This window comes from Anabaena sp. UHCC 0204, assembly GCF_009711975.1.
Classification (GTDB): Bacteria; Cyanobacteriota; Cyanobacteriia; order Cyanobacteriales; family Nostocaceae; genus Dolichospermum.
The window spans coordinates 92,537-108,928 of record NZ_VIKW01000010.1; the positions used below are offsets into that span (position 1 = coordinate 92,537).

General features: G+C 36.1%; 17 protein-coding genes. 12 read left to right on the forward strand and 5 right to left on the reverse strand.

The window, feature by feature from the left end; translation table 11 throughout:
- Window positions 1-64 precede the first annotated feature (64 nt).
- From FJR04_RS10930 to FJR04_RS10940, 3 genes are all read left to right on the forward strand, one after another.
- On the forward strand, window positions 65-970 hold the full coding sequence (locus tag FJR04_RS10930; protein WP_168494512.1) for a serine protease: 906 nt from the start codon (window positions 65-67) through the stop codon (window positions 968-970).
- Between the two features lie 93 nt (window positions 971-1,063).
- The gene (locus FJR04_RS10935) at window positions 1,064-2,497 is read left to right on the forward strand and encodes a hypothetical protein (RefSeq protein WP_168494514.1); all 1,434 of its coding nucleotides are present in this window, start codon (window positions 1,064-1,066) and stop codon (window positions 2,495-2,497) included.
- A gap of 215 nt (window positions 2,498-2,712) precedes the next feature.
- A complete protein-coding gene (locus FJR04_RS10940) occupies window positions 2,713-3,354 on the forward strand; it encodes a transposase (protein WP_168494516.1) in 642 nt (213 codons plus the stop codon).
- Window positions 3,355-3,365: 11 nt separating this feature from the next.
- Here FJR04_RS10940 and FJR04_RS10945 read toward each other — a convergent pair whose 3' ends face one another.
- From FJR04_RS10945 to FJR04_RS10960, 4 genes are all read right to left on the reverse strand, one after another.
- A complete protein-coding gene (locus tag FJR04_RS10945; protein WP_168494518.1) occupies window positions 3,366-4,301 on the reverse strand; it encodes an alpha/beta fold hydrolase in 936 nt (311 codons plus the stop codon).
- Between the two features lie 19 nt (window positions 4,302-4,320).
- Window positions 4,321-4,824 carry a DUF4112 domain-containing protein gene (locus FJR04_RS10950; RefSeq protein WP_168494520.1) on the reverse strand — a complete coding sequence of 168 codons (504 nt, stop codon included), beginning with the start codon at window positions 4,822-4,824 and terminating at the stop codon, window positions 4,321-4,323.
- 140 nt (window positions 4,825-4,964) lie between these two features.
- Entirely contained in the window at window positions 4,965-5,834 is an 870-nt protein-coding gene (locus FJR04_RS10955) for a YihY/virulence factor BrkB family protein (RefSeq protein WP_168494522.1), read from the reverse strand.
- 35 nt (window positions 5,835-5,869) lie between these two features.
- Window positions 5,870-7,606 (reverse strand): DUF389 domain-containing protein, encoded by a 1,737-nt coding sequence (locus tag FJR04_RS10960; RefSeq protein ID WP_168494524.1) that lies wholly within the window; start codon window positions 7,604-7,606, stop codon window positions 5,870-5,872.
- A gap of 108 nt (window positions 7,607-7,714) precedes the next feature.
- Between FJR04_RS10960 and FJR04_RS10965 the strand changes: the two genes are divergently transcribed.
- The 3 genes from FJR04_RS10965 to FJR04_RS10975 all read left to right on the forward strand — a co-directional run bounded on the left by FJR04_RS10965 (window position 7,715) and on the right by FJR04_RS10975 (window position 9,063).
- Window positions 7,715-8,173: a hypothetical protein gene (locus FJR04_RS10965; RefSeq protein WP_168494526.1), complete on the forward strand. Its 459-nt coding sequence runs from the start codon at window positions 7,715-7,717 to the stop codon at window positions 8,171-8,173.
- Between the two features lie 68 nt (window positions 8,174-8,241).
- Window positions 8,242-8,430 carry a prevent-host-death family protein gene (locus FJR04_RS10970; RefSeq protein WP_168494528.1) on the forward strand — a complete coding sequence of 63 codons (189 nt, stop codon included), beginning with the start codon at window positions 8,242-8,244 and terminating at the stop codon, window positions 8,428-8,430.
- Between the two features lie 48 nt (window positions 8,431-8,478).
- Window positions 8,479-9,063, forward strand: coding sequence for a Uma2 family endonuclease (locus tag FJR04_RS10975; RefSeq protein ID WP_168494530.1), 585 nt, complete (start codon window positions 8,479-8,481; stop codon window positions 9,061-9,063).
- 115 nt (window positions 9,064-9,178) lie between these two features.
- Here the strand turns inward: FJR04_RS10975 and thrC are convergent, their stop codons facing one another.
- Window positions 9,179-10,273, reverse strand: coding sequence for a threonine synthase (gene thrC, locus FJR04_RS10980; protein ID WP_168494532.1), 1,095 nt, complete (start codon window positions 10,271-10,273; stop codon window positions 9,179-9,181).
- 238 nt (window positions 10,274-10,511) lie between these two features.
- Here thrC and FJR04_RS10985 point away from each other — a divergent pair, with 238 nt between their 5' ends.
- From FJR04_RS10985 to FJR04_RS11010, 6 genes are all read left to right on the forward strand, one after another.
- On the forward strand, window positions 10,512-10,706 hold the full coding sequence (locus tag FJR04_RS10985; protein ID WP_168494661.1) for a hypothetical protein: 195 nt from the start codon (window positions 10,512-10,514) through the stop codon (window positions 10,704-10,706).
- Window positions 10,707-10,999: 293 nt separating this feature from the next.
- Window positions 11,000-12,316: a serine/threonine-protein kinase gene (locus FJR04_RS10990; RefSeq protein WP_168494534.1), complete on the forward strand. Its 1,317-nt coding sequence runs from the start codon at window positions 11,000-11,002 to the stop codon at window positions 12,314-12,316.
- Window positions 12,317-12,465: 149 nt separating this feature from the next.
- Window positions 12,466-12,990, forward strand: coding sequence for a COP23 domain-containing protein (locus tag FJR04_RS10995; RefSeq protein ID WP_168494536.1), 525 nt, complete (start codon window positions 12,466-12,468; stop codon window positions 12,988-12,990).
- A 15-nt stretch (window positions 12,991-13,005) separates the two neighbouring features.
- Window positions 13,006-13,578 (forward strand): DUF4351 domain-containing protein, encoded by a 573-nt coding sequence (locus FJR04_RS11000; RefSeq protein WP_168494538.1) that lies wholly within the window; start codon window positions 13,006-13,008, stop codon window positions 13,576-13,578.
- Between the two features lie 120 nt (window positions 13,579-13,698).
- Window positions 13,699-14,208, forward strand: a complete 510-nt coding sequence (locus FJR04_RS11005) for a COP23 domain-containing protein (protein ID WP_254445263.1) — start codon at window positions 13,699-13,701, stop codon at window positions 14,206-14,208.
- Between the two features lie 90 nt (window positions 14,209-14,298).
- Window positions 14,299-16,392: tetratricopeptide repeat-containing serine protease family protein (locus tag FJR04_RS11010; RefSeq protein WP_168494542.1), on the forward strand; the 2,094-nt coding region annotated here is incomplete at its 3' end.

Genomic DNA, 16,392 nt, shown 5'->3' on the forward strand with positions numbered 1-16,392 from the left:
CCCGAATGCTTCGCCCCTACGGTGGTTTGTATAAAATAAAATTTTCACTTGAAAGGAGTTGTTTATGAGTTTTGGTTTTTCTCGATTTAATTCTCTTCCTGGTTTTATTACAGGAACAGCAGTAGTAGCAGCAATCGTAATTAGTCAACCAGCATCTGCTAAAACTGCAAAAGAAGTGGCTCAAATTGCTGTACCAACAACAGTAAGAATTGACAGTTCCGCAGGTGCAAATGCGGGTGGTTCTGGGGTCATAATTGCCAAAAATGGTAATACTTATACGGTGTTAACTGCTAATCATGTAGTTGCATCTCAAGCCCAAGAATACAACATTTATACCAGCAAAAAGAAAACTCATGCTGTTACCTCAGTGCAGAGTTTGCAGAAAACTGAAAATAGTCCAGATTTAGCAATTGTTAAATTTGAAAGTTCAGAGGAATATCCTGTTGCACCAATTAGCAATTCTGATGAAGCAGGAATTGGTACAGGTGTTTATATTTCTGGTTATCCGATGTCAATTGAAGACAGTAATGAACGAGAATATGAGTTTACAAATGGACAAATTACCAGTCGTCCTGATAGCAGACCTCAAGGTTATACCATGCGTTATGGTGCTTTGACTCGGAGAGGGATGAGTGGTGGTCCAGTGTTTGATGTGAGTGGTCGTGTGATAGGAATTCACGGACAAGGCGATCGCGACGGTGTGGTAAAAAATGAGTCTGCTTCCGGTGGACAAACAGAAGTTAAAACTGGTTTTAATGCAGCAGTTCCTATTAATACTTTCAAAGAACTAATTTCTCAAGCTGGAGTTAAGGTTGCTTTCAAGGAAGATAATTCTCAAGCTGAAAATGTGGAAGCCATTAGACCTTCAAAGGCTGAAGTAAAAAGCTGGGAACAGGAATTTGCGGCGGGGATACTTAAGAATTTGATTGAACAGAATATTCCCCGAATTCTTCCTCGTTTTCGATTTTAATTTGTAGGGCAATTACATTTGTTATTTGGGTGTAATTGCCTTTCTTAATTTCTTTATTTGTCCGAATAACTTTTAAAGATTGAGAGGTTTATCATGCGTCAGATTCGTCTTTTTGCTGTGGGAATTGCAAGTTTTGCTGTTGCTTTAATTGCTGCTTTTTTGTCTCCAGGTACATGGTTGAATAGAGCGATCGCATCTGCTATGTGTACGGTTTTCAGTTTCAATTCGGCTATGTGTACAGTAGATTTAGCGCGATCGTCTGAGCGAGTAGTGGCAGCAACTCCCCCAGCTATGGAAAGGACGATATTTGAAGGTTTGGGGGATGTGTTAGCACAGCGAGATCCAAATGAATTTGGTGATGATCAGCCGACAACTTCGCCACCTGTAAGTAATCCACAAGCGCCATCGTTTCCGCAAGATCCTGGTCCTAATCAACCTCTACGTCGTCCTGATTTTGATGATTTTAACTCTAACTACTCAACTCAGAATAATTCAAGCAATTACCCCTTTGTTGGTACATGGCTGTATACTGCGTATGCCTCTACATCTAGAGTTGAACCCTTTTATGTAGATTTTGTACAAATTAAACACTCAGGTGAGGAATATACAACCTTTCTATGTAAGGGTAAATGCAATATTCAAAACTTGATGATTGATAATCAGAACCACATTTTAAAAGAATATGGATTAGCCGCAGATTATCAAAACTTCAGTATTGAAATTGCAGAAACTACAAACCACAAGATAATAGTAGGAGAAATTGTAGAAAAAGCCACAGCAAAAAAAATGTATTTTATTTTAAGAAAATTGTTGCAGAAAGGGATTAAATCTCAACAAAAATCTTATAAAAAAGATTTGTTTTTTAATCCAAGATTATCTAAAATAACACCCATGAAAATATTGCCGCACAATGAATATAAAATGGCTTCTCTAGTAAGATGGGTTCAAAAAAGTATAGGTTCTTCTTTTACGGATATTATGAAAAATAATTTTCGACTTGATTCTACTGATATATATGATGTACAAAATGATGCACAAAAATTATTCGACACAGATAATTTTCGATCATCAAATCAATCAGGAGTTTCTGCTAGTAGTGGAGCAAATAATAATTTTGGAGGACAAGGAAGAAATCGCCAAGGTAATAATCAGAACCCAAAGAAGAACGAAAATTCCGCCTTGGAAAGAATAGGGTCAGACATTAGTAATGCCGAGCAGTCTCCACAACAAGGACGAGAAATAGGGATGCGAAGTATAAATTTTTTAGCTGCTGCTGTATTTGCTCTAGGTACTGCCCTGAGTTTTCTTTTTCAAACACCTGCTAATGCTAGTAATGTTAGCACTGAAACTAGAACAATAAATAACAGAAACCAGAGCAAACCTCAACCTAAACCTTCAACAAGTTCTGGTCCGCCTCCAGGAATCAGAACTGGAGATAAATGCCCTGCGGAATATTTACCACCCCCAGGGGAGTGTGGTGGTTGTTTATATGGTCAGTGGGTTCCTATATGTGGCTACCCTTACTAATTATTTCAAATAAATATTTGGTCAGGAGTTTTCTTCAGTCAATTAAAACTTATAGCGATCGCCATTTGTCCGATTTTCAATCAAGCGATCGCACCACATTATCCTGTAGGGGTGAAGCATTCGCATGAGAAAAATATCGAACAAACAGATAACCAATATTGGCGAATGCTTCACCCTTCCCCATAACCCTGACCCTATGAAAAGGAATTTAATTTATGTCCTATAATCCCAACATTCACCACCGCCGTTCCATCCGATTAAAAGGATACGACTATTCTCAACAGGGAGCATATTTTGTCACCATTTGCACCTATCAACGTAATTGTTTATTTGGTGAAATTGTAGATGATGAAATGAAATTAAATACAAATGGCGAGATAACAAGGGGTTCTTGGTTATCTATTCCTCGGCATTTTCAAAATGTAGGGTTAGATGAATTTGTAATAATGCCCAATCATTTACATGGGATTATTATTATAGCGGAGGAGGGCGAAGCATTGGCAATTTCAAATGATCAAAATCAGCAAAAATTGTCTAGCCAATGCTTCGCCCCTACAACCCCTACAACCCCTACAACCCCTACAGGTGAAAAAATTAAAATTAATGGGACGAAACCGCAATCTTTGGCGGCAATAATTCAAAATTATAAATCTGTTTCTACACGCCAAATTAATCGCATTAATAAAGATAAAGGAAATGTGATTTGGCAACGTAATTATCATGAACATATTATTCGTAGCGAGGAAGCATTAAATAATATCCGTCAGTACATTGTCAATAATCCTATAAATTGGCTAGATGATGAGGAAAATCCTGCGAATTTTCAGATAATGCAAGTATTATCTCATAAAAAATAAATCAGATTTATTTAACAAAAATTGGTATCTTGTAAGAATTCCAAAATTGCTGCATTCACCACATCAGCAGAACCTGTGGAAGCATCATGATAGCAATTCTGTAAAATTTGTAAGCGAGAATTGGGAAGATGATGATGTAATTTTTCTCCATGACTAAGAGGAAACCAACTATCTTGATCACCCCATAATACCAAAGTTGGACATTCAATATTTTTGAGATTTTTTTGAATATTACTGAGCATATTGGGCTGATTTATTCGTAAATTTTCTATTTCTCTAGCCGCGATTTGTAAATCTTCCGCAACTTTTACTAAAGTTCCAGGAATTTCAATAAATGGATAAGTAATCCAATAAATATCTTCTTCTGTTAACAACGAGGGATCATATAACACCTTACGTCTTTCTGTTCCCATAACTTCTTTAACTAAAGGTGAAAACCAATATGCTAGACGTAAGTAATCAATTAGGTGTATTATTTCTATTGGTGTTTGAGCAAGTAAACCCATAGCCCAGTGAGGTAAAGTTTCTGCAAAAATAGGTGCGTTAATTACCACTAAACGGCTGATTAAGTGAGGATTTTTACCTGCCAATCCTAGAGAAATCAATGCACCTATAGATTCTGCCACAATTATGGGTGGTTCATCACATAAAGCTTGAATAATGCGTTTTAATTCAATGATTTGATGTCCATTTTCTTCTCGACGGTGAATAGGTTTTTCGGAAAATCCGAAACCTTTAGCATCACAACAAATCACCCGGAAATGTTGAGACAATGGTTCAATACTATGCCGCCAATTATAACTCCAGCTACCTAAACCATGTAATAAAATTAGGGGTTTACCTTTACCTTTTTCACCATAAGCTATTTTTATGGGATAGCCTTGAGAATCATGAATAAGGATATTTTGCCGCCCTTGAGGAAAATTATCTTGCCACCAATCTTGCATGATTTTATCAATAAATTATTTAACTACTAGTGAAGACTTGCCATAATATTCTTATTAATATCACAGGAATGGCGATCAAGACAATAGCAAGAAGAAATAATCCGGCACTAAAAACCAGGATAAAGGACGTATCAGCTTTGTGATTTTGTTGAGGAGATTTTAAGGAATCTTCTAATAAAATAATATTATAATTATTAGCTTTCCATGCAAAATCAAACAAGTCTCCTAGCATGGGTATTGCCCCAACTAAGGAATCAACAATTACATTCATTACCATGCGTCCTAATGTGGCTCTAGATACGCCTAGTTGTGCAGCTTCAATGATAATATAAAAAGAAAGTATTAGCCCTAAAGCATCACCGCCTATGGGTAGTAATCCAATTATTGGATCTAAACCAATTCCTACTTGTGTTCCGGGAATGGTAATTATATTATCTAATAGTTTACTCAGTTGGCGTAGACGTTTTAATCTGGGTGCATAACCATCATTTGTGATGGAAACTTGTTCAGGGGAATTAGGCATTTTTAATTATTTCCGATTGCTGGGTGATCAACTGCCTTATTGTCTCATTTCTCTAACTCAATTTTTTCATCTTTGTCTAGAAAATTTGTATCTATTACCGCAGTGTGGAATTAAAAATATGCTTTTTTAATTCTTAATTTTTAACTGTTTATGTCTTCACCAACAGTGACATTTAATTGATGTCCGACAAGAAGCACAAAAGCACTCATCCATAACCATAACATTAAGACAATGACAGCCCCAATAGCACCATAGGCTTTATTATAATTGCCAAAATTGGTAACATAGAGGCGAAATAGTCCAGAAACAATAGCCCAAAAAATTGCTGCTAAAATTGCTCCGGGGATGATTGGTGTATTTGCTTTCAATTGGCTTGGTCCATAGTGATAGACAAAGGCAAAAGCGGTGGCAACTATACCTAATGCTAAAGGCCAAAGTAAAAATTGCCAAAGATGCAATAGAAAAATTAAATAATTATTCCCAGCTACAACAATTCCCAAGAGTAAATCACTGATAAATACTAAAAAAGAAGCTACCATTAATAGTAGGATAGTCCCGATAGTTAAGCCCAGTGAGATTAGTTTTGCGTGCCAAAAAGGGCGCATTTTTTTGGGATGAGTTTGCTGAATTTGATCTAAGGCTGTCATGGCTGTACTAACTGCACCAGAAGCAGCCCAAAGAGCGATCGCAAAACTTAGAGAAAATAAACTACTATTTTTAGAGTTGGCAATTTCTTCAGTCGCAAAATCACTGATTAATATCCAAGCGTCTTGGGGGACAATTTGGCTCAGTTGCATAGCTAGTTGAATAAATGTATTTCGCAGAGATTCTGCAAATAGACCAATTGCTGTTAACAAGGCCAAAATAGCTGGAAATAGCGATAACATGGCATTAAAGGCTATTTCGGCCGCCAGTCCTAAAAGTCTTCGTTCCATAGTCCTGGCAAAGGTTTTCTTCACTATGCGCCCATTGAGGTGACGAAAGAACCTAATCAAATGGAAATTGAACATATTGCGACTCTGGCAGAGTTTTTGTATTAGTTGATTTAGTAAGTATATGGTAGGGTAAGTTTGAGTTTCCCATTCGCTTGAGATTCCGCTCCTGTTTGCATATTGATCCGAGCATCACTTATTTGCCATTTTGATTGTAAGTATGTTGTCATAGCTTGCGATCGCTCTTGTATTATATCTTGTGTTTCTGTTATTTCCTGGTTAACTGTCACTTCTAAATTTAAATTAGGATGTTGCTGTAAAATTTGAGCAGCACTGTCTAAAATCTTGGCACTAGCTGGTGTTATTACTGATTTATTTTTTTCAAAAGAGATCATCCCCAAAGAAGTTGGTTTTCTCTCCATTTTTACTTTCGCCGACTGATAATTAAGCTGATTTCTAATATTATCGGCTATCAGCATTTGAGCATCTTTATCAATTTCTCTTTCACTCAAATAAAATAACCGAATCTTTAATGGTTCAACGGAATTAGTAATTAATTCATAATCAATCAATTTTGCTGGCGGGGGAAGTTGAATATCGGCTAAGGAAGATTGGACTTCTTGCAGAAAATTGGCTTGTAAATCAGCAATATTTAGAACTACTTCAACTGGTTTATTACTCTTTTCTTCCGCAAATTGGCGGATAACGTCATTTGATGTTGTTGGCACTTCAATCAATTTTAACCCCAATAATTCTGGTGATTTCTGTAACCGATCAGCTAACATTTGAATATAACTCTTTTGTTCTTCATTCGTGTATTGTTTACTTGTGAATATCTGAAGTTGAATGATTAATTTGTTACTTTGCTGGATAGTAGAAATATTACTGAGATAAGACCTGGTTTCACCATTTGAAAAAGTCGCAAATGTCTTTTGCCATACTTCGGCTGCTTCTCTACGAATTTGATTTTCCTTTTGCTGCAAAACAATTTCTCGCCTCAGTTGGATAAAAGATTGATTGAGTGGAAAAATAATTACAGCAATGGTACTAAAAATTAATACAAATCTTCCTGGCAAACTACCAATTTTTTTCAGCTTATTGTATGCAGTTAATTTCTCTAAAATCCTTTGCATTCGCATACTTTCTTGATCTGTTGTTCGCCATTCTCTAACTTTTGATTTCACATCATGACTATCAATATGTAGACAAAGAAAAACCAGCATGGCTGAAAAAGTAATCGCCACTAAGTTGGTAAAAAATAGCAATCCACCACCACTAGCTACCTGTAAACCTTTAGCATAATCTAGACTAATTGCTACACCAATACCATAGCCAACAACACATAAAGGTGGCATCAAAGCTACTGCAATAGCCACACCAGGAATAGAAGTAGCTATCCCTTTTGGTTCTTGACAAATTGCTACTGAACCTACTGCACCGGAAAATAAAGCCACTACCAAATCTAAGATATTAGGACGAATCCTACCTGCAATCTCCGCAGTTATTTCCTTAAATGGTAGTAATGAGACAAGTAATACTGCAAAAGTAATGGCGACTAAACAGCTGATAACCAGATTTAACAGCGCCCGCATAGCTAAGATTACATCACCCGCAGCTAAGGCTAGTCCATTAGCCAAAATACCCCCCATTAATGGAGAAATCAGCATTGCACCAATAATTACCGCTGGACTGTTCAGCGCTAATCCCAGAGTAGCTATACCGGCTGCAAACAAAACCTGAATCCAATAACTAATATCTCCTAGTGTTACTGATCTGCATATATCCAGGTATACTTGTTCCTTACGGGCTTGACTAACTCCCAAGTTGTTCGCAAACTTATCTCTAAACATATTTTAAGTGGTGATTAGATCCAATGATTAGTGAAAATAAACAGCACTAATTTTTTCTAGTTTACTATTCTATTGGTTGTATTAAACCCATCTCCTAAAAAACCTGATATGACTCAAGATTTAACACAAAAGTGGTTAGCTGAAATTCAGTCTCTGACACAACAGATGACACAATTTCAGCGTGAGCGAGATGAAGCTTGGGAAAGTTCGCAAAAATGGCGACAGCTTTATAATACAGAAGCGGAACAACGACGGATAGATACGAAGAAGCACGAAGAAGCTATAGTAGCAATAAAATCTGAAGTACAAAAATTTTCAGGTATCAATACTGAACCAGGTAGTGACAACACGACAGCGATTCAGCAACAAATTGCTCAATTTAGTTCTATCGAAGAGTTACAAATCCAATTATTAGAAGTTATTCAAGAACGTGATTGTCTATTACAAGCTTTAAAACTTGAGCAAGAAAACCACGCTCAAACCCGGAAAAGTCTAACTACGGCTTTAGGGGATGCTATTGACAGTTTAGCACGTTCAAGAACAGAGAAGAAGGATACAGAGGGTTAATTAACCGTAGTTAATAGGCAAGATGCGATAGAAAAGTTGTCTATAATAAGAACAAAAGAGGTGAAATTATGCAATTTGTTTCAGACACGGAAGCCAACCAAGCTTTTGCAGTTATTATGTCTATTGAAGATTATCAACGAATAACTCGGATTAATATTCAAGAATTTCAACAATTTAGAGAAAGTATTGGACGTAAAGCTCAAGAACGTGGTTTAACTGAAGACAAGTTGAATGAGCTTTTAAGTAACGATCAATAATATCTTAAATTTGGTAGTAATATGTACTAAGCGAATGGAATTATATTTATGGTTCAAACTACTAAAGCACCAGTCAATTATTTTTCCTTTGAAGATTACTATACCTATGATGATGGCACTGGAAATCGCTATGAATTAGTGGATGGAGAATTAGTTTTAATGCCACCAGAATCAATTTTTAACTCTGATATATCAATGCGATTATTGTTGGAATTGGGTAAAATAGTCCCTCTTCATTTATTACGATATAAAGAAATTATGATTGAGGTAAGTGGGCGTAGAGCTAAGGTAAGAATCCCTGATTTATTAATCTTGGGTGAAGAATGTCGCACTGCTTTAGAAACTACGAAAGGAGGAACAATTACCCATGATATGCCACCACCATTAATAGCAATAGAGGTGGTATCACCTGGTACTGAAAATGAAGTCCGAGACTATCGTTTCAAGCGTTCTGAGTATGCAGCTAGGGGAATTGCTGAATATTGGATTGTCGATCCTGTACGGAACAAAATTACGGTTTTATCTTTAGTAGAAGGCTTTTATGAAGAATTTATCTATACAGGTGATGATTTGATTAAAAGTGAAGTATTTCCAGAAATTGAGATGAAGGTAAGTGATATTCTCGTTCAATAGATAGCAATTAAGTAGGTTAAAATATTAGATATCTGGTGAAAATTAAATATGCGTAACCTGAAACCCTTGTTAGGGACAATTCATGAATTGTCCCTACACCTTGTTCACCAGATGTCTATTCAAACCCCATTGCTTCAGCAACAGCTTTGATATCTGCGGGAATACCCTGTTTAAAATGACTGTGACTGTGTTTAATGGCTGTATCTGGGTCTTTCAAACCATTACCAGTGAGGACACAAACTACAGTTGCACCTGTGGGAACTTCGTCTTTTACCTGTAACAAGCCGGCTACAGAAGCAGCACTAGCAGGTTCACAGAAAATTCCTTCTGATGAGGCTAAAAGTCGGTAAGCGTCGAGAATTTCCTCATCAGTGACAGCCCGGAAACTGCCTTGACTGGCTGTTTGGGCAGCGATCGCTTTATCCCAACTAGCAGGATTACCAATCCGAATTGCTGTGGCTAAAGTCTCAGGATGTGCCACCGGTTGACCATATACCAAAGGTGCAGCACCAGCGGCTTGAAAACCCATCATTTTTGGGAGGCGATCGCATTTACCGTCTTGATGGTATTGACAAAAACCCATCCAATATGCTGTGATATTTCCCGCATTTCCCACCGGAATACATAACCAGTCGGGCGCATTCCCTAAAACATCAACGACTTCAAAAGCGCCAGTTTTTTGCCCTTCTAAGCGGTAGGGGTTGACAGAATTCACCAACGTGATGGGATAGTTATCTGCCATTTCCCGGACAATTTCTAGGGCGCGGTCAAAATTTCCTTGAATAGCCAGGACTTCAGCCCCATACAGTAATGCTTGCGCCAACTTACCTAAAGCTACGTAACCGTCGGGAATCAACACAAAGGGGCGCATCCCCCCGCGTTTGGCATAGGCAGCGGCAGCGGCGGAAGTATTACCAGTGCTGGCACATATTACAGCCTTAGCACCTGCTTCTGCTGCTTTAGAAATTGCCATTGTCATCCCCCGGTCTTTGAAGCTACCAGTGGGGTTTAGACCATCATATTTAACATACACCTTGACCTGTCTGCCAATACGTTCGGCGATCGCTGGCACGGGAATCAAAGGTGTGTTACCTTCCAACAAAGTCACCACAGGGGTTTTTTCGCTGACAGGCAAGTATTCACGATAGGCTTCTATCAGCCCTGGCCACGGTTGGCAATGAGATTTAGCAGCAGACAGGCTCAAAGTCACGGGATTCAAAACTTCTTAATTAAGGATTTGGGATTGGGAATGCTTTGGGTATAAGTATCCCACTTTTTCAGTCTCTTGTTAGTTCTGGAACACCGTCATCATGATCGGAGTCCCTTATGACTACATTTGTAACCTATTAGAGTATATGATGAAAACTATACAATATCTTAACAAAGATTAAGATAAGTATATTATACTATCTCTAACGGTGTGAGTTAAGTTTGTAATGCAAACAACTATGTCTACTATGTCATCCAGTGTTTCCGAATGCGAATCCCACGCTAACTTAGTCAAGAAGTTAACGAAGGCTTACTATCGAGACGATCAGCAAGTTAAATTTATGGACTTGCAAGCAGAGGTAGATTCCCTTTTAGAGCAATTGCAAAATCTCAGAAGTGAAAAAGATCAAGAAAAGTTAATAACATTTCAATAGACCTACCTCAAAATCATGTAGAGACGTTGCATGGAACGTCTCTGCCAGGTTATGGAAAATGCACATTTAACTCGATTTGTCAATTACCTACACTATTCGGATAGTGTAGGCTTTTGTGTTTGACACTTTTTGATACTATGACCATATTTTGATGTATTGGTAATATAATCCAACACTTTGAACTTAGCATTACCGCTAATACGCATCACTACTTTGTCAAGCTATGCTGCTTTTATAGTCATAGCCGCTGACATACCAAAACCTATTATTCCTCAATTAAATTTTAGATAATTATGAATAATATTTTACCAATAGGAACTTTGCTAAGAGATCGTTACAAAATTATCGATCTTTTATCTAATCATACAGGTTTTGGCATTACTTATAAAATCAAAGATGCTAATCACCCAAATCAACCAATTCGGATTTTAAAACAACTCAAAAAACCTACAGCATCTAAATTAGATATTGAAAATTTGCCAATTCAGCAACAAGAAGAGATATTAAATCAATATTGGCAAGAATATCTAAGGCTTTTCAGAATCGAAACCCAAGCATTAGGTAAACTGGGAGAAGAACATAAACAAATTCCCACAATTTATGAACGATTTGAGGAAGGAGGAGAAGAATTTTATGTACAAGAATATATTGCAGGACATTCTTTAAGTCAAGAAGTTAGACAAAACAAAAAAATATCAGAACAAAAAACTATAAATTTGTTAATTGAGATTTTGGAAGTTTTTGAATATATTCAAAATAATCCTGATTATTCAATTATTCATCGAGATATAAAACCAGATAATATTATTCGCAGAAGTAGCGACAATAAATTAGTAGTTATTGATTTTGGTTTAGCAAAAGAAGTCACTGTTCCCGGAACAAAAATAGGTTCAATTCTGGGAGGGACAAAAGGATATATTGCACCGGAAATATTATTGAGAATAGTATCTTTTGCCAGTGATATTTATTCTATTGGTATGATTGGAGTGTTTGCAATCACTGGAGAAGATCCTTCTTATACACCTTTATTAGCTGAAAATTGGCAAACAAAAGCAAGTGTAAGTCCAGAGTTTGCTGCTGTATTAAATAAAATGATTTGTGAGGATTATCAAAAACGCTTCCAAAATGCCAAAGCAGCCTTACAAGCATTAACAGGAAATCAACCAAGTCCACCACCTCCTTTTCCCTGGAAATTAATTCTTGGCACAATTTCAGGAATTATCCTCATTATCGGTGTAGTTATGGCTGTAATTTCCATATTACCCAAATCTAATAATCAACTAATAGCTGATGGTAAAGCCAAATCAGGACAACTAACATCATCAGATCAAAAAGAATTATCCAGTGATAAAACTTATGATGTTTATACGTTTAAAAGTGATAAAAGACAATATTTAACAGTGCAAATAATCAGCAATGATTTTCAACCACAACTCACTATTCTCAAACCAGATGATAAATACTTTAATCCTGTACCCAATGTAGGAATAAAAGATAATGATTTCACTGCTTCTATTATATTAGAACCGGGTACTTATCAATTTAAAATTACATCAACAGAAGCAGCAAGTGGTAATTATGTAATTAAAGCTTGGGTGACAGATAAGTAATTGGTGATGAAATCCCCATATTCATCCTATTTTCATCCTGTACATCCTTTAATCCTGGACATTATCTCGACTTCGCGGTAGTTGAGCGGAGTCGAAACTCGATAACCACCTGATTCAGACAATAATCCAGTATCAACACAATCCCAATTATGAAAAGTTATCAGTGGCTATTATTTCCGACTCTGCTCATTTTAAACCTCACATTAACAGCGTGTAAAGAATCTGAAAAGGTTGTTTTCTCCTGTGAAACAAACAGTAATGGAGAATCTGTTACTACGGTTAAATACCAAGACAAAACACGAGATTTAATAGTGTGGAAACGCACGAATTTTGTTAAAGCTGGTTTTCCTCCACAACGAAGATGTCAGGAAGTCACACCAAAATTACAAACTGCTTATAATAATGGAACTTTGAAAAGTTTAACTTGGGGTTATACGGAAGCGGAAAATAATCCTAATAAAAGATTTAAATCTTTATGTACCCCCACAGGAAAAGATTGTCATACTTTGATTTTAACATTATTAGAATCAGATGATCCTGATGTGGAATTAAAAGCTTTTACGGCGGTGTTGAATGGTGACGCTTCCCAAGCATATCAAAATTCTTCTTGTGCGGTGAAAAATGGTAGTAATTTAACTTGTACTGTTGATATTTTCAAGGTGTTTAATAAATAAGGAGAAATAAAACCTATGTTAGCAGCAATGAGTGAAGAAGCCAGAACAATGGCAGAATGGAAAGATGAAGGTTTAAAACAGGGAACTCATCTAGGAATGAGATTAGCAGAGAGAATAGGAATTAAACAAGAAACAGAACTAGGAATTAATCTAGGTGTTAAATTAGGAATGGAAATAGGAATAGAGATAGGAGTGAAATTTTTACTAATACGACAGTTAAATAAACGCTTAGGTACAATTCCCCGACTGTTATCAATTCGACTTCAGGAATTATCAACAGATAATGTACAAGAATTGGGAGAAGAATTTTTAGATTTTTCAACTTTGGAAGATTTGGAAAAATGGGTAGATAAAAAAGACAATAAATCTAGAAATTACCAAGAGATGATAAAATCTCAAGAGAATGAAGCGAGAAAACTTATTATGCGACTATTAAACCGTCGCTTTGGTACAGTTCCTCAAGAGTTAGTACCAAAAATTGAACAGTTATCTAGAGAGCAAATAGAAACATTAGCGGAAGATTTGTTAGATTTTTCTGTGTTGCAAGATTTAGAAAACTGGTTGCAACAACATCAATCTAATCAATAAAAAACCTCTCCCTAACCCTCTCCTCTTAGGAGAGGGAACTGGAAAATTTTAAGCTTCTATTACAGGTAATTTTTTAATATGAAGAATATCTTATTTAGGAAAAGTTATCAATGGTTATTGTTGCTTAGTCTATTCATTTTAAATATCACATTAACAGGATGTATCAAAAGCGAAAAAATTATTTTCTCTTGTGAACAAGATACTAATGATAACTATGTAACTAAAGTTAGATACCAAGACAAAATACGAGATTTAATTGTGTGGAAACGCACCGACTTTGTAAAAGCTAGTTTTCCTCCACAAAGGAGATGTGAAGAAGTCACACCAAAATTGCAAACTGCTTATGATAATGGAACTTTGAAACATTTAACTTGGGGTTATGTACAAGATGAAAATGATTATAATAAAAGATTTAAGTCTTTATGTACCACCACAGGAAAAGATTGTCATACTTTGATTTTAACACTCTTAGAATCAGATGATCCTGATATGGAACTAAAAAAATTTACGGCTGTCTTTTATGATTATTCTAAACCACACCTTAGTATTTCTCCATGTAAAAGACCAAACGACATGGGTATGAATTTAACTTGTGATGTGAATGTGTTACAATTATTTGATGATAATTAACATCGAACAATAAAATTTAAAGCCTCTCTCCTTGTAGGAGAGAGGTTTGGAGAGAGGTCAAACATTTACCAAATACCAGGATTACCATCTATGAAATTATCTAAAAACCTCTATAAATTATCCCATCTCTGCTTATTCTTCCTCCTCCTATTTCCCGCTTCTCCGATTATTATCACAGGTTGCAGTTCTTCCCTATTCGCACGCAAACCAGGGACATTATCAGAATCAGAATTAAAGAATATCTTAAAAGAAATTACCGTAAAAGTTATAGTTGATGACAGAGAAACCGCATCAGGAACAATTATCAAAAAACAAAACGGTTTTTATACTGTTCTCACTAATGCTCACGTGATAGAAAATGCTAAATCTGTGAAAGTTGTGACTCCAGATAATCAAGTTCATGAAGTGGAATTTTCTAAATTAGATAGACAAGATAATAAAAAAGATGATTTATATGATTTAGCTAAGTTGACTTTTAGCAGTGAAACCACTTATTTAGTTGCTGGTTTAGGAGAAGAGGATATTAAACTAGGGGAAAAGGTTTTTGCTGGAGGATATGTTAAAGGGAATTTGCAAACTACCAAAGGTACAGCGAAATTATTTTTAAATCAGCCGTTAATTAAAGGACAGCAAATAGCTTATAATAATGATATTCAACAGGGGATGAGTGGAGGAGCAATTATTAATGAAAAAGGTTATTTGGTGGGGATAAATAGTAAACTTGCCCACCCGGTTTTACAAACAGATTTTCGCTATTTACAAGGTGAACAACCGGATGAGAATACTTTCAATGAATGGGGTAATTATAGTTGGGGTATTGCGGTTAATTTGGTAGATGAAGCTGCACCTGATTTAGCTTTGTTTCCTGAGAGGGTAATTAGGAAAATTGGGGGTATTCCGGCTAAGGTTTTAGATATTGCTAAACAGTCTTCGGTGCAGATTAAAAAAGCTGATGGTGGTATTGGTAGCGGGGTAATTATTGCTAAGGATAATGATATTTATTATGTGTTAACTGCTGCTCATGTGGTGGAAAATAAACAGGAGTATCAAGTTGTTGCACCTGATAAACAAGTATATAAGGTGGATAATCAGACTATTCGTACCAGAAAGGGACTTGATATGGCTGTTTTACAGTTTCGTAGTTCTCAGGTTTATCAAGTTGCTACTTTGGGGGATTATAAGTTGTCTGATAAAGGACAATTTGTATTTCTTTATGGTTGGAAGGGGGAAGAATTAAACCATCCTTCTTTATTTAGTGTGGGATTTAATCAAACAAATACAGATTTGTGGGCAAAATCGAGAGGTTATGAATTAGGATATAGCAATGAAGGTTACTACGGTATGAGTGGAGGTGGTATTTGGGATACAGAAGGTCAGTTAGTTGGTATTCATAATTTTGCAGAAACGAATGTTTTAGGGTGTAGTTTGGGTTTGTCTATTAAGAGTTTTTTATTTTATCAGAAAGATGGTTTATGGAAATTACCTCAACCTCAATTAAATGTAGCTAAACATGAACCTAAGTCAGCAGATATAAATTCTCTTATTTTAGCATCATTACCTACTTCTTCCCCACCTGATGCTGTCATTGGTACTGGAAAACAATGGCTAACTTATGGTATTCAACTATGGCGCAATGGTAATACAGAGGATGCTATTAAAGCGATGGAAAATGCAGTTAAAAAAGATCCCAACTCTTGGGAAGCTTATTACAATGCTGCTTTTATTTGGTTATTACAGAAAAAATACGATTTAGCTTTAAATGCTATAGATACCGCAATTAGAGAACAATCTACTAGAGGACAATCTACCTTTCCTCTTTCTTATTTATTAAAAGGTGTTATTTTTCAGCATTTAAAAGAATATGAAAATGGTGTAGCAGCACTTAACCAAGCAATTTTAGCAGCAGAAAAGGATAAACAAAAAGATTTTCGGCTATATCAAGTGCGAGGAGAACTATTTGGTGACTTGAAAAAATATCAAGAAGCGATTGATGATTATACTCAAGCTATCACCATTAATCCTCAATTTGCCCTAGCCTACAATAACCGGGGAAATGCTAAATCTGATTTAGGAGATAAAATAGGTGCTATCGCTGATTATACTCAAGCTATCACCATTAATCCTCAATATGCCCCTGCCTACTACAACCGGGGAAATGCTAAATCTGATTTAGGAGATAAAACA